Annotated in this window: 23 protein-coding genes and 1 tRNA gene; 8 read left to right on the top strand and 16 right to left on the bottom strand. The window is 47.5% G+C overall.

All coding sequences use genetic code 11. The features are described 5' to 3' along the window. Positions 1–93: 93 nt before the first annotated feature. A complete protein-coding gene (locus FTO68_RS01045) occupies positions 94–801 on the top strand; it encodes a sugar phosphate isomerase/epimerase family protein (protein WP_255331502.1) in 708 nt (235 codons plus the stop codon). Between the two features lie 294 nt (positions 802–1095). After that, positions 1096–1167, top strand: a tRNA-Thr gene (locus tag FTO68_RS01050). Positions 1168–1407: 240 nt separating this feature from the next. Here the strand turns inward: FTO68_RS01050 and FTO68_RS01055 are convergent. Together FTO68_RS01055 and FTO68_RS01060 are read right to left on the bottom strand one after the other, a co-directional pair. After that, positions 1408–1596 carry a type II toxin-antitoxin system HicB family antitoxin gene (locus FTO68_RS01055; RefSeq protein WP_255331503.1) on the bottom strand — a complete coding sequence of 63 codons (189 nt, stop codon included), beginning with the start codon at positions 1594–1596 and terminating at the stop codon, positions 1408–1410. Between the two features lie 58 nt (positions 1597–1654). Beyond that, the gene (locus tag FTO68_RS01060) at positions 1655–2506 is read right to left on the bottom strand and encodes an alpha/beta fold hydrolase (protein ID WP_255331504.1); all 852 of its coding nucleotides are present in this window, start codon (positions 2504–2506) and stop codon (positions 1655–1657) included. Positions 2507–2688: 182 nt separating this feature from the next. Here FTO68_RS01060 and FTO68_RS01065 point away from each other — a divergent pair, with 182 nt between their 5' ends. Next, positions 2689–3387, top strand: coding sequence for a molybdopterin-dependent oxidoreductase (locus FTO68_RS01065; RefSeq protein WP_255331505.1), 699 nt, complete (start codon positions 2689–2691; stop codon positions 3385–3387). Between the two features lie 20 nt (positions 3388–3407). On the opposite strand, the gene FTO68_RS01070 is transcribed toward FTO68_RS01065, so the two are convergent. Beyond that, the gene (locus FTO68_RS01070; protein ID WP_255331506.1) at positions 3408–3677 is read right to left on the bottom strand and encodes a DUF4405 domain-containing protein; all 270 of its coding nucleotides are present in this window, start codon (positions 3675–3677) and stop codon (positions 3408–3410) included. 185 nt (positions 3678–3862) lie between these two features. On the opposite strand from FTO68_RS01070, the gene preA reads away from it, so the two are divergent. Then, positions 3863–5089, top strand: a complete 1227-nt coding sequence (preA, locus tag FTO68_RS01075) for an NAD-dependent dihydropyrimidine dehydrogenase subunit PreA (protein WP_255331507.1) — start codon at positions 3863–3865, stop codon at positions 5087–5089. Here preA and FTO68_RS01080 read toward each other — a convergent pair. Then, entirely contained in the window at positions 5081–5788 is a 708-nt protein-coding gene (locus FTO68_RS01080) for a DUF4013 domain-containing protein (RefSeq protein ID WP_255331508.1), read from the bottom strand. The two genes, preA and FTO68_RS01080, sit on opposite strands and share 9 nt — an antisense overlap. A gap of 79 nt (positions 5789–5867) precedes the next feature. Beyond that, a complete protein-coding gene (locus tag FTO68_RS01085; protein WP_255331509.1) occupies positions 5868–6410 on the bottom strand; it encodes a hypothetical protein in 543 nt (180 codons plus the stop codon). Between the two features lie 138 nt (positions 6411–6548). Between FTO68_RS01085 and FTO68_RS01090 the strand changes: the two genes are divergently transcribed. Further along, positions 6549–8012: an RNB domain-containing ribonuclease gene (locus tag FTO68_RS01090; RefSeq protein WP_255331510.1), complete on the top strand. Its 1464-nt coding sequence runs from the start codon at positions 6549–6551 to the stop codon at positions 8010–8012. Between the two features lie 49 nt (positions 8013–8061). On the opposite strand, the gene FTO68_RS01095 is transcribed toward FTO68_RS01090, so the two are convergent. The 9 genes from FTO68_RS01095 to FTO68_RS01135 all read right to left on the bottom strand — a co-directional run bounded on the left by FTO68_RS01095 (position 8062) and on the right by FTO68_RS01135 (position 13157). Then, complete coding sequence (locus FTO68_RS01095) at positions 8062–8523, bottom strand: hypothetical protein (RefSeq protein ID WP_255331511.1); 462 nt, start codon at positions 8521–8523, stop codon at positions 8062–8064. A 67-nt stretch (positions 8524–8590) separates the two neighbouring features. Continuing rightward, positions 8591–8863 (bottom strand): DNA-binding protein Alba, encoded by a 273-nt coding sequence (gene albA, locus FTO68_RS01100; protein ID WP_255331512.1) that lies wholly within the window; start codon positions 8861–8863, stop codon positions 8591–8593. 8 nt (positions 8864–8871) lie between these two features. Next, entirely contained in the window at positions 8872–9888 is a 1017-nt protein-coding gene (gene asd / locus FTO68_RS01105) for an aspartate-semialdehyde dehydrogenase (RefSeq protein WP_255331513.1), read from the bottom strand. An 86-nt stretch (positions 9889–9974) separates the two neighbouring features. Beyond that, positions 9975–10148, bottom strand: coding sequence for a 4Fe-4S binding protein (locus FTO68_RS01110; protein ID WP_255331514.1), 174 nt, complete (start codon positions 10146–10148; stop codon positions 9975–9977). Positions 10149–10212: 64 nt separating this feature from the next. Then, on the bottom strand, positions 10213–10971 hold the full coding sequence (gene dapB / locus FTO68_RS01115) for a 4-hydroxy-tetrahydrodipicolinate reductase (RefSeq protein ID WP_255331515.1): 759 nt from the start codon (positions 10969–10971) through the stop codon (positions 10213–10215). Further along, positions 10964–11851 carry a 4-hydroxy-tetrahydrodipicolinate synthase gene (dapA, locus tag FTO68_RS01120; RefSeq protein WP_255331516.1) on the bottom strand — a complete coding sequence of 296 codons (888 nt, stop codon included), beginning with the start codon at positions 11849–11851 and terminating at the stop codon, positions 10964–10966. Before dapA ends, dapB begins: the two co-directional genes overlap by 8 nt. An 8-nt stretch (positions 11852–11859) precedes the next feature. Beyond that, positions 11860–12051, bottom strand: a complete 192-nt coding sequence (locus FTO68_RS01125; protein WP_255331517.1) for a 30S ribosomal protein S17e — start codon at positions 12049–12051, stop codon at positions 11860–11862. A gap of 10 nt (positions 12052–12061) precedes the next feature. After that, entirely contained in the window at positions 12062–12616 is a 555-nt protein-coding gene (locus FTO68_RS01130) for a thiamine-phosphate synthase family protein (RefSeq protein WP_255331518.1), read from the bottom strand. A 4-nt stretch (positions 12617–12620) separates the two neighbouring features. Next, positions 12621–13157 (bottom strand): HD domain-containing protein, encoded by a 537-nt coding sequence (locus FTO68_RS01135; RefSeq protein ID WP_255331519.1) that lies wholly within the window; start codon positions 13155–13157, stop codon positions 12621–12623. A gap of 93 nt (positions 13158–13250) precedes the next feature. On the opposite strand from FTO68_RS01135, the gene FTO68_RS01140 reads away from it, so the two are divergent. Next, positions 13251–13427, top strand: a complete 177-nt coding sequence (locus FTO68_RS01140) for a hypothetical protein (protein ID WP_255331520.1) — start codon at positions 13251–13253, stop codon at positions 13425–13427. 52 nt (positions 13428–13479) lie between these two features. Here the strand turns inward: FTO68_RS01140 and FTO68_RS01145 are convergent, their stop codons facing one another. Together FTO68_RS01145 and FTO68_RS01150 are read right to left on the bottom strand one after the other, a co-directional pair. Next, positions 13480–14520, bottom strand: a complete 1041-nt coding sequence (locus tag FTO68_RS01145) for a DNA primase large subunit PriL (protein ID WP_255331521.1) — start codon at positions 14518–14520, stop codon at positions 13480–13482. Further along, entirely contained in the window at positions 14520–15263 is a 744-nt protein-coding gene (locus tag FTO68_RS01150; protein ID WP_255331522.1) for a DNA polymerase sliding clamp, read from the bottom strand. Before FTO68_RS01150 ends, FTO68_RS01145 begins: the two co-directional genes overlap by 1 nt. Positions 15264–15389: 126 nt before the next feature. Between FTO68_RS01150 and FTO68_RS01155 the strand changes: the two genes are divergently transcribed. Both FTO68_RS01155 and moaA read left to right on the top strand, forming a co-directional pair. Further along, a complete protein-coding gene (locus tag FTO68_RS01155; protein WP_255331523.1) occupies positions 15390–15995 on the top strand; it encodes an RlmE family RNA methyltransferase in 606 nt (201 codons plus the stop codon). Next, positions 15967–16860, top strand: a complete 894-nt coding sequence (moaA, locus tag FTO68_RS01160; protein WP_255331524.1) for a GTP 3',8-cyclase MoaA — start codon at positions 15967–15969, stop codon at positions 16858–16860. The genes FTO68_RS01155 and moaA overlap by 29 nt, the downstream gene beginning before the upstream one ends. Positions 16861–16868: the final 8 nt, after the last annotated feature.

A 16868-nucleotide genomic window follows, 5' to 3' on the forward strand; every position in this document is an offset into this window, starting at 1 on the left:
CTGGTATTGGCGGCGGTATGTTCATCTGAAACACGATGTGGGGCTCATGATTCGGATCAGATCTTTTATCGTCTGATCCTGCCGATTGAGTGTATGTTTGCAGTCTCAACCTATTGCCTTCATCGTGAGCCGCTCGGAACAGCCCTTGAGAAGCTTGCTTCAATCTCCGGTTCTGTTGAGGTGATGGATGATGGCCTTCATTACATTGATACTCCTGAGATACTTCTCTCCTATTCCTTCTCGTATTCGATTCATGCGCCATCACGCGGAGTGAATATCGCCTCCCTTCTTGAGCCGATCAGAAAGGCGAGTGTCCAGGTAACAGACGAATGCTTTGCAATTGCCGCTGAGGTTAATGCCCCGGTGATCGTCCATCCCGGTTATTTTACCTGGGTAGAGGAGCGGGAGATGGCTGAGCGGCAGATGCTGAAATCCATAGCCGAGCTATGCTCGCTTGCAGACGATCGTGGCGTCCGGCTGACTATAGAGAATATGGGAAACTGGGATTATTTCTTCCTCAGGAGGCCGGATGAGCTCCCGCTCATCGACGGGGCAGGCTTCACCCTCGATATTGGCCATGCACACCTGAATGGCTGCCTGCCCGAGTTTCTCATCCACCCCTTCGATCATATCCATGTCCATGACAATGATGGGACAACTGATTCGCACGGGGCTGTTGGGATCGGCACCATCTCGTTTCCACCGGTAATGGCGGCGATTATAAGGGAGAGGGTTACCCCGGTTATTGAGGTGGAGACGCTTGAAGGAGTGATGGAGAGCGTGCGGGCGCTTGGGCTGTGAGCGGTTGCCATGCCAATCGCTCTCTTCATACGTATTAACTAATTATTGGATGATGTCTGGCTCTCGTGCGTGCGAAGGCCAGAAGAATACTCAATGAATATATAAAGATGAGTGCCGGATTTCTTCGTACTATGGGATTCATTCCGGAAGGTATTAAAACAGCGCTGGCTTACGATATAATGCAACTTTTCATGAATTTGGAGGTTGCTGCCGGATTCACGGGCTCAGATCTCCGGAATGCGGGCAGATTAATCTGGTAGCATATATCAGCTAACATATAATCAGAATATGTTCGCCTCGGTGGCATAGCGGTATCGCGCTTCCTTGGTAAGGAAGAGGTCGCGGGTTCGATTCCCGCCCGAGGCTTAATTTGGGCTTCATTTCTATTTTTAAGATAATTAAGGCGTTTTTGAAAATCTTGATAATTTCCATTCACACTAAGAAGTCGCAGGTTCAATTTTCGCATGATGCTTAAAATCGTTTCAATTCTATTTTTACGATATTTAAAGTGTTTTTGAAAATCCCGATCGCTTCCTGGTACAGGAAGCGCTCTTTAGGGATTGTGGTACCTACAGTCGCATTGTTGAAGAATAGTATCAATAACCTTCAACCATCCTCCTCCAGCCCTTCAAGGTGAAACGCAATCGCCTCACGCATCTGTTCTTCTGCCTCTTGACGGGTTTTTCCCGTTGCTATACAACCAGGGAGATCCGGGGAGTATGCAGAGAAGTTTGTTTCAGACTCCTCTATGATAATCAGATATTTTCGCGAGTTCCCACTATCTCGGCCGCTCATCTCTAACCATCCCAACTCATTTTCATCCATCCCCATCCATCCCTCCTCATCCCCCCACTCACTCAATAAATTCCTCGATCATCCCGGCAATCCTCATCGGCTCGCAGAAGATCATCCCGTGTGCCTGCCCTTTCAGTATATGCAGCGTGGCATCCGGTATGGCTGCGGCCAGGATTTTGGCATTCTCCGGAGGGATGACAATATCCTGATCGCCTGTTATGATAAGGGTCTTCGATCTGATCGTATGAAGCTCCGGGCAGACTCCTTCCCACAGGGCCATCGCATCAAACTGCTCCTTCACTGCATGGGGGTCAGCCACTTCCCCATAATCCACAAACCATGTCAGGGGATCGGGGTGTTCACAGCGGTATGATTCCGTGAGGAGAATTCGTCCGGCACGCTCAAGAAAAGCTTCAGGAGTTGAGAGCTCTTTTGCCATCTCTTCTGTGACCCATTCCTCGGCCGGAACTCTCAACACTCCGCCGCAGTCGGCATTCAAAAGCACAAGGCGGTCGACTGAATCAGGATATAGAATGGCATATTCAAGTGCGATCATCCCGCCCATCGAATATCCAACGAGATGCACAGGCCTCTCTTGTTTTCCATCATCTTCTTTCTCTTCTTCCTCCCTCTCTTCTCTCTCCCTTTCCCCGCCTGAAAGCTGAGTTATTATTTCATGAAGATCCCGTGCTGCCTGGGGAATTGTAAACTCAATCGCCGGATTCCGTTCACCGGATACTCCGCGGTGGTTGTAGAGGATCACCCTGTGCGATCTCGCAAGGTGCGATACCAGCCGGGACGGCCACTCATCAAGGGTCATCCCATACCCAAGCACAAACACTATAGTAGAGCCATCCCCATGAACTGCATACCGGAGGGAGATGCCATCGGGCATCATGATCACTGGCATACCCTTCAGATGGATATAATACGTGATGAGACTTTCTGAATTTGGCAAAAATATACATGACGACGTCTGTCAGATATACCCTGGATTAGAAAGGAACTATCTCCGGACTCTATCCATAACAACATGCCAGATGCCAGTTCCCATACATGAATTTATCAACCCTTCCGCCCACAACCCCTCTCATGCAGAAACCATCGCCACGAATCCTGATCATCGCTCTTATGATTTTCCTGTGTGCCGGGATTCTCATTCTCCCCGCTCTCATTGGAGCAGATAGCAGAACTGGCAGAAGCGATCCACAAACCCTTGCCGCCGTTGAGATCAGATCATATCAGGGATTGGATCTCTCATCAGTCAATGACTTCCGTGAGAACTCAATTCTTGGACCAAGATATGTCGATATCTCCCGGTACCGGCTGATTATCACAGGGCTTGTTGCAGAAGAGACTGTCCTGACATATGATGAGATCCTTCTCAAATACCCGCACTATTCAAAAGTCGTCACGCTGTACTGTGTTGAAGGATGGGACGCCACCATCCTCTGGGAAGGCGTTCTGGTCAGGGATCTGATTAATGACGCAGGAGCAGACCCCCGTGCAAATACTGTCATATTCCGGGCAGATGACGGATACACCACATCACTTCCGTTGGAATATATCATGGATAAGGACATCCTGATGGCATACCGGATGAACAATGTCACGCTCCCTGCTGAGAGGGGATACCCGTTTCAGCTCGTTGCCGAGGACAAATGGGGCTATAAATGGATCAAATGGATCGAAACAATTGAGCTTTCAGATGATCCCTCCTACCGCGGATACTGGGAGCAGCGTGGGTATTCAGATAGTGCCGATACCTCTGAAAGTTTCTATAACCGGTAATCTGAGCCGAAAAATCACAGCTATTCATCATTTTTTCCTGCAAGCATCTTTCTGGTAGTCGAGAAGATCCATGCCCGGTTCATATACAGGTGCAGGGCAACCATGAACCCGAGAAGAAAACCTCCCCAGTCATGGATATCACTCATCAACGCAATTGGCATTACCAGATCTGTAAGACCAAGTGTCCTCATCAGGAGTGTCCATTTGAACAGCCCCGTCACAAACGTAACAAAAAACAGAACTGCCATTCCAAAATCGACACACCACCGGATCAACTGCATATCAGCCATAACCTGAACCCTTGATGCACAATATGCAGTCAGAGAAGATGGATGTTACCACAAAAATGGACTGAAACATTCGCAGTTATAAGGATAGCATCTGAATGTATTCTCGAAGGTCTCTTCTCAGCACAAGGGATTGAAATACAATAGCGGAAAGTTCTTTTCATAAAGAAAGGTAACTAACCCCTGCTGTGATTGTAACCATGTATGACTCCCCGCTCCTGAAAACAACACTCGGCTCCCTCACCCTTGAGAACCCCTTTATTCTCTCATCAGGCCCCCCGACATCGACTGGAAAGATGATCCGGCGCGGTTTGAAGGCTGGATGGGGGGGTGCTGTCATCAAAACGATCACCCCCGACGATATGCCGATTCGGGATGTATCTCCCCGTTTTACTACCTGGAAAGGCGAATGCAATGAACTCTTCGGATTTGAAAATATCGAACTGCTCAGCAAGCACAGCCTCTCATACTGGATAGAGGAGATCCGGGCTATCAAATCTGAATATCCCGATCAGATCCTGATCGCAAGCATCATGGGGTCTCCTGATCCTGCCACATGGCAGGATCTCGCAGAAGATGTACAGAATGCCGGATGCGATGCGATCGAACTGAATGTATCCTGCCCCCATGGTATGCCTGAAGCGGGTGTCGGCTCAGTCATAGGGCAGAACCCCCGTATGGTTCAGGATCTTACACAGATGGTGATAAAAGTCGCAGATGTTCCTGTCTATGTCAAACTGACCCCTAATATCACAGATATAAGCCCTGTCGCCCTCGCTGCTGCACTTGGCAAAGCAGATGGCATATCCGCAATCAATACGGTTGGCTGCATGTTTGGATTAGATATCGAGACCTTTGAACCTCTTCCAAATGTAGATGGTTATTCAACCTATGGCGGGTATTCAGGCCCGGCAATCAGGCCTATCGGCCTTAAAATGGTTTCGCAGATCGCAAAAACCGTTCCTCTTCCAATCATGGGAATCGGCGGGATCAGCAGGTGGCAGGATGCTGTTGAATATCTTCTTCTTGGTGCCTCAGCCCTTCAGGTGTGTACCGCTGTCATGTGGAATGGCTATGGTATCGTCAGGAGGATGAAGAAAGGACTCGCCAGTTATCTTGAAAGGAAAGAATATTCTTCTCCCGATGAACTCAGGGGACTGAGCCTGGAGAGGCTGACCAGCCACCAGTCGCTAGATCGTAAAATCCGTATCCATCCGGTTATCAGCAATCCCGGATCCTGTATCCGGTGCGGCCGTTGCGTCGTCGCCTGCCGTGATGGAGGATACCAGGCGCTTGAACTGAAAAATGATGGCATTACAATTAACACTGATTTCTGCGATGGCTGTGGCCTCTGTATCCAGATATGCAGTACCGGAACGCTTAAACAGAAGTCTTATCTGGTTGTTTCAGACTGAACTATCCAGGAGAGTCTCATAAATCATCGTTATGTACCGGGCTGAGAAGACTGCCAGAACAGGAGTAAAGATGGTCAACAGAGCCCACCCGATATCCGGCACCTGAAGAAGCAGATACTCAATCAAACCGATAATGATTGCAAGGATGAAGAGGGCGAGGATATAATTCAACCGTCCGATCTCCCCGATTATCTTCTGGATATCAAAGAACCTGAATGCCTCTCTCATCAGGCCGGTACGTGAGAATCGGATGAGGGCTATTGGCAGATTGATCCCGATCAGGAAGGTATACACGATGATAGCAAGCCCGGTTACAAAACCAAAGGCAAAGAGTACCTCCTCAGGCACAATGCCTGTTCCGGATACAATCGTCGAAAGGGCATCTTCATCCCCAAAGATAAGCGTTATTAGAAGGGGTGCAGCAATTATGGCGATAGGTACCGTATAGATCAGCTTGATTATGAAGAGTTTCAGGCCGTCAAAAAAGAGGGCGCCAAAGACCGGCTCATTCTCGATGAATTCATAGGGATTATCTGACTTAGATGGCATTTTCCCCCGGTATATTTCAACCAGATAGCCGAGAAAAAGCGGATAAAGGAGATACTTTGAGATGATAAAGAGGATCCACCTGCTCCGCTTTCCAAGGAATGCATCCTTTGTATAGAGAAAGGAATTGATAAGCAGCCGGTCAAAATCCACAAGAGTCCCTGATTAATTACGGTACCTCAACACAGATTAAACCGATGAAAAGATTAGATGCTGTTCTCCAGTGCTTCGTTCATCTCATCCTCTTCATTTCATCAATCTCCCTATAGAGTTGATGTACTTCTCTTCTCTCTGTCTCAATCTCGCAAAAGCCAAAACCAACGACGATCACCATCACCGAAACCAGGAACAATGTCAAAAGAGCGATATAAATCATATACATCACCTCATCACTCATCGTCTTCAGATTCTGGGAAAGGGATTTCATATCATCAGCCGTGTCAATCAGATCGGCTCCTGTTGCGTTCAGCTCGACACCAACCCGATACATCCGCTCTCCAGCATCAATGAGCGGATCTCCTGCCTGGACGAGCGGTACAAGGTTCATAAGAACTCCCGCTTCACGAATCGATATCCCCATCTGTTCAAATGAGGGAGCAGCTTCCTGTACCGTCTCACCCATCGAACGCGTGGAGATCTCGTGGCGTTTAAGGATTGAGCTGACATCCTCCTGGGCTTTCCGTGCATCAGATGCAACGCCGAGTGCCAGGCTGTACCCTGAGATGATGATACCGATGATCCCAAGGATAATGAGGATCGCCCCTATTCCTTTCAATCTTCTCAAAAGACATTTCCCTCCCATAAATAAGGCTATATTAATCAAAAAAGGTCATCTCTGCTCATAAACGTATCGTGTACTAAAACCGGATACCAGCCCACATATTCATCACGTTCGACGCTAACACCACTTATTATGCATTTCCAGAAACCTCCTGATCTAAAAAAGATCGCTGACAAGGCAATGGAGCGGTATGGCTTCAGGCCAACATTTCCAGAGCCGGTTCTCCGGGAAGTAAATACTATACAAGACGGCATATCCCCGCAATATAAGGGGAGTGCACGGGATCTTTGTTCTCTCCTCTGGATCTCAATAGATAACCATGACACCATGGATATCGATCAGATCCAGTTCTGCGAAAAGAAACCTGATAACAGAATACTGGTAAAGATCGCTATTGCCGATGTCGATTGCCGTGTGCCAAAGGGATCTGCAACCGATCGGTATGCAGCAACACATGGGACCTCTATTTACACCGGGGTCGTCACCTACCCGATGCTCCCTGTCCGGCTCTCTGAAGATATCTCCTCTCTCCACCCGGATCGTGACAGGATGGCAATGGTCATTGAATATATGGTTCTTCAGAATGGATCCATTCAACCCGGTGATATCTATCCCTCAATCGTCCGCAATAAAGCAAAACTTGTCTATGAGACCGTAGGGGAATGGCTTGATTCCGGGGGGGATTTCCCCTATGAACACCTGGAGATTCCCGGGCTCTCCGAACAACTCCTCCTTCAGCATGAAGCAGCACAACGTATGAAAGAAGCACGATCAAGGCAGGGATTCCTTGATCTTGAGACAATTGAGGCATCCCCGATTATGGAGGAGGGTATGGTTAAAGGTCTTGTTGTACAACAGGAGAGCCCTGCCCACTCCCTCATTGAGGAGTTCATGATTTCCGCAAACAGGACACTGGTGACCTGCCTGAGGGATGCATCATTCCCGATGATACAGCGTATTGTGAGAACTCCAAAGAACTGGGACGGGATTGTTGAAGAGGCAGCAGCACGCCACGCAAGACTCCCGGCAGATCCAGATGTGCAGGCTCTTGCTGCCTTCCTCCTCGATCAGAAGAGAAGAGATCCCGAGACATTTCCTGATCTATCACTGACGGTCGTCAAACTCATGGGACCAGGCGAATATGTGGCAATTGCACCCGGAGATGATTCAGTCGGACATTTTGCTCTCGCTGTAACAGATTACACCCATGGAACCGCGCCTAACAGGCGATATGCCGATATCATCATCCAGAGGCTGATTAAGGCGGCAATTCAAAAGAAATCTCCTCCTTATGAAGACGATGAACTTACAAGAATCGCCACTAATCTCTCTGCATCTGAAAAGGCTGCAAAGAAGGTCGAGCGTTTCATGAGAAAAGCAGCTGGAGCCGTCCTTCTCATGGACAGGATAGGAGAGACATTCAACGGGCTGGTGACAGGCGCTTCAGAGAAAGGAACCTATGCCAGGATCATCAATCCCCCTGTTGAAGGAAGAATTGTACGGAACGAAGGAAGGCTGAAGGTTGGACAGAAGGTGAATGTCCGCCTGCTGAAGACCGATCCTGAGAATGGTTTCATTGACTTTGAGAAAATCTGACGTTAATGGATTTTTATCTCTTCAGCCGTTTTAGATCTCAAGCAGATGCTTATAATTGTGACGGGGTGTCAAAATACCCGATTCCATCATTCATCTGCTGAAGCAGGTAAAATTTCCTGGCGGACTGGGGTGTCTGTATAGTAACTTCAGGTATTCTTACAAGGAATGTGTGCTGAGGGAACCAGTATGATCTGTCTCCATAATCAAATGAAGCGGAATCGACATGAAGTATTGCCCGGTTAAGGTCTGCATATTGAATTGACGCGTCCTCAAAGTTCATGGAGCGCAATATCTTGTATCGGAGGTCGTGATTACCAAGAAGCATAACCAGTACCTGCACTCCTGTATCAACTGTGTAATCCACCGTCACAACAGCCTTTGTTCCATCGAGAGTGATATTAACTGACTCGAAGTTGATATAGCTATAACGGTTGTCTGGCTCTTCAGCTGCAACAGGCATACAGCATAGGGCGATTAAAAGGAGAGACGCAATGATTATGCCTGTTTTCATTGGATATTATCTGTCGTATATAATTATAGTGTTTCTGGTCGGATACCGCGAAAAAAATAGGATATCATTATATTTTTGTAAGGATGATTTCGATGCTTGAGACATTTGTTCTGCCTGTGTCAGTCTCAATCTCCTCGGTCGATGTGCAGATATCTTTCTTTCCCACACCTTCAAGAAAACGGTTCAAAGAAATCTCAGCAGTGTCGACTGCACGCGAGATTGCCTTTCCGCGAGCCTTGATTGCTACCATGTCCGCGCCATTATTGAATTGTGTAACCACTGCCAGTACATAATTCATGACCGGCTTGTTTCCAACGAATACTGTGTTGTCTGTCTGCATATGATCCCTCAAATATATCCCTTTGTTTTCAACAGCTCGGCATTGAGTACTGAAGAGCCGGCAGCCCCCCTGATGGTATTATGCCCCATAGCAGTATACCTGATACCTTCCCGGATTCTGCCTACTGAGACGGTCATGCCACCACCCCTGTTCCGATCAAGGCGTGTCTGCGGGCGGTCAGGCTCTTCAAAGATATGGAGGGTCTCCTCAGGCTGGGTTGGAAGCCCTGAGAATGGAGCTCTCCACTCTGCATATGCCTTCTTTGCTTCATTGAGATCGCACCCTGCCTTAACCCAGACAGAAAGCATATGGCCATCAATAACCGGTACTCTGTTACAGCTCGCACTAATCGAAAAGTCCGCCTGCTCGATCTCAGCACCATTAAATGAACCCAGGATCTTCCTTGGCTCGCTCTCCATCTTCTCTTCTTCGGATCCAATATATGGAATGACATTATCGCATATCGCCATTCCGGGAATTCCATCAAATCCTGCACCGGATATCGCCTGGAGCGTTGCAACGGTGACGCTTTCAATCTGTTTTGGGAGAAGGGGGACAAGTGAAGATGAGAGCATTATAGTCGAACAGTTTGGATTTGTTACAATACATCCATCACGTCCGCTGTCATGCTGAAGTTCAATCATGCCGATATGATCAGGATTGATCTCGGCAATCAGCAGAGGTACATCCGGATCCATCCTGTGGGAGGAGGCATTGCTGCAGACGATAACGCCTGCCTCGGCAATCTCAGCCTCCAGTGTTCCTGCAATATCAGCAGGAAGCGCTGAGAAGACGATATCCAGATCTTTCACAGCCTCAACAGTTGTAGGGCTGACGATACGATCTGCTACAGCCTCCGGAAACGGGGCATCCAGCCTCCAGTTAACGATTCGTCCATAGGGCTTACCAGCACTCCGTTCTGACGCTGTGAGTGTTGTAAGTTGAAACCATGGATGATTCGCAAGTAACTGGACGAAACGCTGACCGACAGCACCTGTAGCACCAAGCACTCCAACATTTATCATGGGTTATTGAGAAGTAAGGGTTAGAAGATATATAAGGGTTAGAGTTTTAATCCGGCTCAAACCCGATCTGTTCAAGAAAAAAAGGCTTATTCCATGTGAATGGCTTCAGAGGGGCATTCATCCACACAGGTTTCACAATCTACGCAGGTGTCTGCATCGACAACAGCCTTTCCATCATCCATTGAGATCGCTGCTGTAGGGCAGATATCAACACATGTTTCACAACCTGTACATTTCTCCTTATCAATAACGGCTACCAATAGGATTCCTCCATTATTTAATGTTAAAAATGATGAGAAATAGGTTTCGATATCAGCACGTAGATCAGAGGCCGAGAACCTCTTTCATCGTGTACATGCCCGGGGGCTGGTTCGGCACCCATTTTGCCGCCCTGATCGCGCCGCGTGCAAAAACCGAACGATCATATGCGCGGTGTGAAAGTTCGATTGTTTCAAAGTTCCCGGAGAAGAGCACTGAATGATCCCCGACAATATCACCGCCCCGGATAACATGAACGCCTATCTCATTTCCACGCTCAGTCATGCCCTCGCGGCCATATAATTTCTCGCGTGCCCCCATCTCCTCATCGAGGATTGATAGGATGGTTTTTGCAGTTCCACTTGGGGCATCTTTCTTGTACCTGTGATGAGCCTCAATCACTTCACAGTCATAATCGGGAAGGAGTATTGCTGCCTGCCGGATCAGCTGCCAGAATATATTCACACCGACACTAAAATTCGTCGTCTTGACAATTGGTACAATACCCTCAGTCGCCTTTCTGATCCGCTGCTCCTCCTCTTCGGAAAAACCGGTTGTACCAACGACAAGTGCGACCCCGGCAGATGCAGCCACTTCAATATTGTTTACTGATGCACTTGCTATTGTAAAATCGATAAGGCAGTCGGGTTTGTTCTCAGTGAGATACTGTTTAATCTGACCTGCCTCAACAACCGGCTTTCCAAGCACTTCGCCTGAGCGGACATCGATCCCGCCAATAAAATTGAGGTTTTGATCTTCATCAACCATCTTACCGATGATTGTACCCATACGGCCAAGTGCCCCGCATATTGCAACATTAATCATAATGACTCAAAATCTCCTTCAATACAGATTCTTTCTGCAAATCCAGCTCTGTAAGTGGCAGCCTGAGCGGTCCTGCTGCTCCACCCCTCAATTCAACACCTTTCTTCACAGGAATCGGGTTTGTATCAATGAACATCCCCCTGAAGAGCGGGGAGAGCTCATAATGGATCTGCTGTGCCCTCACAAACGATCCGGTCCTGCATGCATCATAGAGGCTCCCCATTCTGGAAGGCTCAAGATTTGCAGCAACAGAGATAACACCTGTTCCACCAAGCGAGATGATTGGGAGTGTCATATTATCATCCCCGGAGAGTACTGAGAAGGGAATGTCCCTCTCCAGCTCACGTGTTGCCTCAATAATCTGGGATATCTGGCTGATATCTCCGCTTGCTTCTTTTACACCGATGATATCCGGGTTCTGAGCAAGCTCAACGATCAGGTCGGGCGTGAGGTTCTGTCCGGTGCGTGATGGCACATTATATACGATAATTGGAATCCCACAATCCGCAAGAAGAGTGTAGTGCTTGATCAGCCCTGCGCGGTTTGGCTTGTTGTAATAGGGGCTGATCACCAGGGCAGCATCCGCACCAATTTTCTTTGCGGCTTTTGTGAGTGTCAATGCTTCTTCAGTGTTATTCGAACCGGTTCCAGCGATGACTGGGATCCTGCTACCAACGGCTGAGACAACCTCTTCGATGATCTCTTCATGTTCCGCAAAATTTAATGTTGCTGACTCCCCGGTCGAACCACAGGGGACAATTCCATCGATTCCCTCAGAGAGGAGATATTCGATGTTTGAACGAAGTCCGTTGATATCAACGGGCATCGTTTCTGTTCTTTGAAAAGGAGTGATGATGGCGGGTATTATTCCATGAATCATACGGTAGCTTATCTACGTCTTCTGGTATTTACTTTTCTGGTAATGTATCCCGCCACACGGTTTCGAACACACTTGCTCTCGATCGTGGTCAGGTTTGATACGGCCTGCTTATTCTCATCAAATTCATTAGAGAAGTAATTGCCATGCTTTTCCAGAAGCCCTGTTCCGATTGATTTGATGTAATTTGGTTTGATTCCCATTATATCGTCCTCAAATTTCCATATTAGTAATGCGCGATGACAACATAATGATTGTGTTTGCAACCGAGAGCGGATCCGGCCCGAGGATTCTGATCATGGGCTCTTTTCCAATAGCCCCGCGATCGAGGATCATGTCAGGCACCTCCTCTCTACAACAGGATGCCACCCCCCAATCCATCGTTTGTATGCCCGGGGGTTCCTTCTCACGGTCAAACCAGCAGATATTATAACTCAACATATCAAGAAGCGCGGCCAGATCTTCTGAAAACCTGATATTTGCAGCAGATCGGATCTCGGGATCAAACCTCATGGCTGTCAGGACGATCCGGGCCACATGATCGCTTCCCCCAAATGTACATTCTCCAACAGGATGGACAGCACCCCGGAGTGATACGATCCTCCCCTCAACCGCTGCGACATCCAGTGGAGTTTTGGCACTTTTTCGGGCATACACAATATTGCTTCCAACCTCGGGGATGAGACGGGGATCCATTTTATCCTGAAGCTCCAAAACTGCATACCGGAGCGAATCAAGGATCTCAGTCTTTTCATCTGTTGCAGTCATATTCTTATCGCCTCCAGATGGATGCAACACCCTCGATACCCGCTACAATGAAGAGATCGAGATCCATCATCGGCTCTATAGCCCGTATCCTGTCGCGGTCACATCCTGCTGCAAATCCCTTATCTTTCATCTTCTTTTTCACGGTTTTTACCGTAACATCTCCAATAGCACCGCCTTTTACAAGCGCACATGCGATGATAAGGCCGGATATGCTGTCGGCTGCCTGAAGAGCGCAATCGAGAGGTGTTGTATAGCCAGAGAAGAGATGATGATTATGTTTTCTGACAGCATCAGCGATCTCATCTGAGACACCTGCTGCAAGAAGTATAGCTTCACCTTCTATTCCATGCCGGTTCATATCTCCGGACACCTCCTCAAAATCTATGTCATGCAGGATTCCAATTGTCTCCCAGAGATCGGGATCACCACCAAGGTGGGGAGCAGCAGCACGCATAATCGCACCGGTAGCTACACAATGCTCGATTAATGTCTCGGATCTGACATGCTCTTTTAGAAACCCGAGGGGATCGTCTGGTATCATACAGTATGGATATGCCCGATAAGAGATAGATTCTATGGTTGAGCTTATGAATGTGAGAAAAGCATTAAACCTCTTTCCTTCCAGAATATCTGTATGCAAAAGTGGCTCATGGACATTGCCATAGGGATTACAAGCCTTGTTATATTCCTTGTTCTTCTCATCGGACTGCCTGCGGTTATGGATCCGGGATACGCATTTCTTCTCGCACTGTTTATCTTCATATTTATGCTTATTGGAGCCGGTTACACAGTTATAGAGAAAGCGATATGAACATATTATGCATATTTGGGTGTTTGCTCAGGCAGAATTAGCGCAGTGGAACTCACATGCCCTTATGTATCTCATCTCCGGACGGCTTTTTGACCGTCTTTGAACTTCCCTTCTTTTCTTTCCGGTAATAGGAAAGCGGATGGCTGATCAATTTACATTTTGCGTTCTTACCAAAACAGATGCCATGCGTCATCATCGTCGCGCAGGATGGTGTGGTATAGCCATCGTTTCCCTGGCTGATGATATGATTTACCTGATAGGATGTTACATCAATATTAAAGTCGCTACCCTGTGAGAAGATGCCAATGATCCCTGTTGTTTCCATGCCGATTGTATGGAGGAATGTTGTCAATGCGAACCTGCCTGAATGAGTGAGATATTTACCGGAAACTGCGGCATCATAGAGTGACTGTATGCATGGAGGAAACCGCGACTCTTCGACTTCCCCATATTCTTCAACAGTTCGTTCGGCGAAGATCTTCTGCACCTCCGATATGCTTTCAGAGAAGGTTTCGCAAATCGTTTCCGGGAGATCCAGCGGTAGTTGTTCAAGGAGGAGGATTCGTATCCGTTCGCGAAGGAGAAGATTCTCTTCCTCTCCGCTCAGCGTAACCATGCCATGTATGAGATCCCTGTTGACGAGCCTGAAACTCTCTTCACGGAGTGTCTGTGTGATTTCGATGTAGCGGACAAATGACATCTCCTTTCCTGATAGGGGCATATCAAGCTCCCTGAAAATATGGCGCCGAATATTCTCGTTCTCTTCAATTGCCTGAAGAAAATATAAAGCACGTTCGGCCTCATATCTGGCAAGGGAGCCATTAGCTGATCGGTTATGAATGCATGAGACAAGCACCCGTGCAAGACCATAACTTATGATATCAAGAAACGGATCCTCGCTATCCATCCAGGTCTGTCCTTTCTTATAGAGGGCAGCCTCACGTATCCGTTCAATGGCAGCCTGAAGATATAGTCTGCTCTCAGGAGTTCGGGTGATGGTGGCAAGTGATAATCCGCGTGACGCGATCACTTCCTGCGCTTCTTTTAAAAAAGGGTAATGGGCAAGATCCTGCAGTTCAAGCCTTATCTTCATCAATCTGCCTCAATACGGGGCGCAAGGAGATAGGTGACACGCCCGCTGTCCTGGGCGATGGTAAAGAGGAACTGGACAGGATGATCAATCCCAAGCTGAATCTCAATAAGATTGGATCGTCCGATCACCTTCCCCATATCTTTCAGATAATCAAGTGAGAAGAGCGAACGAGCTTCGGCAACCTGAACAAACTCAATCTCATCTTTTCCAAGTTCGAGTTTGATGTTGTCAGTATCGCCTTCTGCAATCATTGTAAATGCGGGCTTTGTTGGATCTATTTTAAATGCGATCTTATCTGAGACTACAGAAGCAGCTTTTATTGCATTGTTGAGGACTTCTCCAGTGACCTTTACCACTGCCGGCAGGTTCAGGGTGGGCGGGTTTGGATCTTTTCGGATCGTTTTTGTATCAAGAAGTGATATCGAATAACGATAGCTTTTAAAGCTGACAGAGAGCTTCCTTCCTTCAGCATCCAATTCAAGATCGATTGGATCGTTCTTTCCAACCATCCCGAGGATATTCTTCATCTTTGCAATATCGAGCCCTATCTCAGTCTGCGTTGCACTGTATGTCTGAAATGCGGCTGCATCCAGTTCAAGTGAGATCATGGCGACATTTGAGGTGTCGACTGCCCGGGTAGCAATTCCGCTTTCACTTACGTGGAGGCGGCATTCTCCAACAAGGGCAGATATGGCGTCGATCAACTCTCTGAAGGTATCTGCATCAATAGTTGCTTTTAACATCACAAACCCCTTAACTTACTGTTACGAACTAAATACGGATAATTATATTGTTCTAATATCAACATGTCCAATGATAAATGATTTGTTTCTGCACCATCGGCATGAAATTCTTAGGAGAAGAGAGATATGGGTTCACAATGGTCACGAGATCCGACGTATACCAGTGCAATAGGTGAAGGGTACCGGTCCCGTGCTTCATATAAATTGCTTGATATCCAGGCAAAATTTGAGATCATACGGCCAACAGATTCGGTGGTAGATCTCGGATCGGCACCGGGATCCTGGCTACAGGTATTGAGAAATCTCACCGAAGGGGTAATTGTCGGGGTTGATCTCTCGCCAATTGCACCTCTTCAGGGAGTCACTACAATAACAGGCGACTTCACGAACCCGCTTATACTCGCGCAAGTCAAAAGGATTATCGATCCTGTAAGTATTGTCACCTGCGATGCCTCACCAAAACTATCCGGAAAAAAGAGCTACGATCAGGCGCGCATAATCGATCTGAATGAAGAAGCGCTTCGTTTTGCCAAAGCCATCCTGAAACAGGGAGGAAATTTTATTGTAAAAACTTTCCAGGGGGAACTGTTCAATGATTTTCTCGCAGATGTAAGGGCGAATTTCTATTCAGTCCGTGTATATCGTACAAAAGCCACCCGGAAAGGCAGTACTGAGACCTATATAATTGCGAAGAACTATATACATGCACGAAATGAACCAGGCACTGATTGATCCATTCGGGCGTCAGATAACAAATGTGAGGATCTCCCTGACACCCGCCTGTAATCTCAACTGTATCTATTGCCATGCAGAAGGTGAAGAGCATCCAAAGAACCAGTTGAGTACTGACGAGATTAAAACAATTATACATGCATTCTCCCGCTATCCGATACGGAGCATGAAATTCACAGGGGGCGAACCCACACTGCGAGATGATCTGACAGAAATTATCAGATCAGTTCCATCACATATCGAGTCTTCAATGACAACGAACGGGACGCTTCTTGAGGATATTGCTCATGACCTGAAGGATGCAGGGTTATCACGTGTAAATATCAGCCTTGATACACTCAGGCAGGATAGGTATAAGCAGATTACAGGAAAAGATCTCCTGGGGGATGTGCTTGCCGGTATTGACGCTGCCCTTGATGCAGGCCTAACTCCAGTCAAATTAAATATGGTCCTTCTAAAAGGCATCAATGATGATGAGATCCCTGATTTCTTCCAGTTTGTTCGGGGGAACCGGGATCTAGTACTTCAGATTATTGAATTGATGGAATTTAATGACTGCACCTCCCATGCAGATGTGGATAATCTCGAGAAGAAGATCGCTTCGCAGTCGACGGAGATACTGACACGAAGGATGCATCACAGAAAAAAATATTGTGTCGACGGTGCCGAAGTTGAGGTGGTGCGCCCATTGCATAATACAGAATTCTGTGCGCATTGTAACCGCATCAGGGTCACTTCAGATGGTAAGCTCAAGCCATGCCTTCTCAGGAGAGATAATGAGGTCGATGTCAGGGGAAAAAGCGGCGAAGAGCTGGATGCGTTGATCCATAAGGCAGTTCAACAGCGTAGACCTTTTAATCAGTAACAGAACCC

Source organism: Methanocalculus taiwanensis (genome assembly GCF_024372745.1).
In the GTDB taxonomy this organism is placed as follows: Archaea; Halobacteriota; Methanomicrobia; order Methanomicrobiales; family Methanocorpusculaceae; genus Methanocalculus; species Methanocalculus taiwanensis.

Coding starts and splice junctions, on each gene's coding strand:
- FTO68_RS01145 (WP_255331521.1), bottom strand. CDS start 14,520: ATGAAGATAAGGCTTGAACTGCAGGATCTTGCCCATTACCCTTTTTTA.
- FTO68_RS01060 (WP_255331504.1), bottom strand. CDS start 2,506: ATGCCAGTGATCATGATGCCCGATGGCATCTCCCTCCGGTATGCAGTT.
- FTO68_RS01140 (WP_255331520.1), top strand. CDS start 13,251: ATGCAAAAGTGGCTCATGGACATTGCCATAGGGATTACAAGCCTTGTT.
- FTO68_RS01130 (WP_255331518.1), bottom strand. CDS start 12,616: ATGACTGCAACAGATGAAAAGACTGAGATCCTTGATTCGCTCCGGTAT.
- FTO68_RS01045 (WP_255331502.1), top strand. CDS start 94: ATGTTTGCAGTCTCAACCTATTGCCTTCATCGTGAGCCGCTCGGAACA.
- FTO68_RS01150 (WP_255331522.1), bottom strand. CDS start 15,263: ATGTTAAAAGCAACTATTGATGCAGATACCTTCAGAGAGTTGATCGAC.
- asd (WP_255331513.1), bottom strand. CDS start 9,888: ATGATAAATGTTGGAGTGCTTGGTGCTACAGGTGCTGTCGGTCAGCGT.
- FTO68_RS01070 (WP_255331506.1), bottom strand. CDS start 3,677: ATGGCTGATATGCAGTTGATCCGGTGGTGTGTCGATTTTGGAATGGCA.
- FTO68_RS01125 (WP_255331517.1), bottom strand. CDS start 12,051: ATGGGAATCAAACCAAATTACATCAAATCAATCGGAACAGGGCTTCTG.
- dapB (WP_255331515.1), bottom strand. CDS start 10,971: ATGATTAATGTTGCAATATGCGGGGCACTTGGCCGTATGGGTACAATC.
- FTO68_RS01055 (WP_255331503.1), bottom strand. CDS start 1,596: ATGAGCGGCCGAGATAGTGGGAACTCGCGAAAATATCTGATTATCATA.
- dapA (WP_255331516.1), bottom strand. CDS start 11,851: ATGATTCATGGAATAATACCCGCCATCATCACTCCTTTTCAAAGAACA.
- FTO68_RS01065 (WP_255331505.1), top strand. CDS start 2,689: ATGCAGAAACCATCGCCACGAATCCTGATCATCGCTCTTATGATTTTC.
- FTO68_RS01095 (WP_255331511.1), bottom strand. CDS start 8,523: ATGAAAACAGGCATAATCATTGCGTCTCTCCTTTTAATCGCCCTATGC.
- albA (WP_255331512.1), bottom strand. CDS start 8,863: ATGCAGACAGACAACACAGTATTCGTTGGAAACAAGCCGGTCATGAAT.
- moaA (WP_255331524.1), top strand. CDS start 15,967: ATGCACGAAATGAACCAGGCACTGATTGATCCATTCGGGCGTCAGATA.
- FTO68_RS01155 (WP_255331523.1), top strand. CDS start 15,390: ATGGGTTCACAATGGTCACGAGATCCGACGTATACCAGTGCAATAGGT.
- FTO68_RS01135 (WP_255331519.1), bottom strand. CDS start 13,157: ATGATACCAGACGATCCCCTCGGGTTTCTAAAAGAGCATGTCAGATCC.
- FTO68_RS01090 (WP_255331510.1), top strand. CDS start 6,549: ATGCATTTCCAGAAACCTCCTGATCTAAAAAAGATCGCTGACAAGGCA.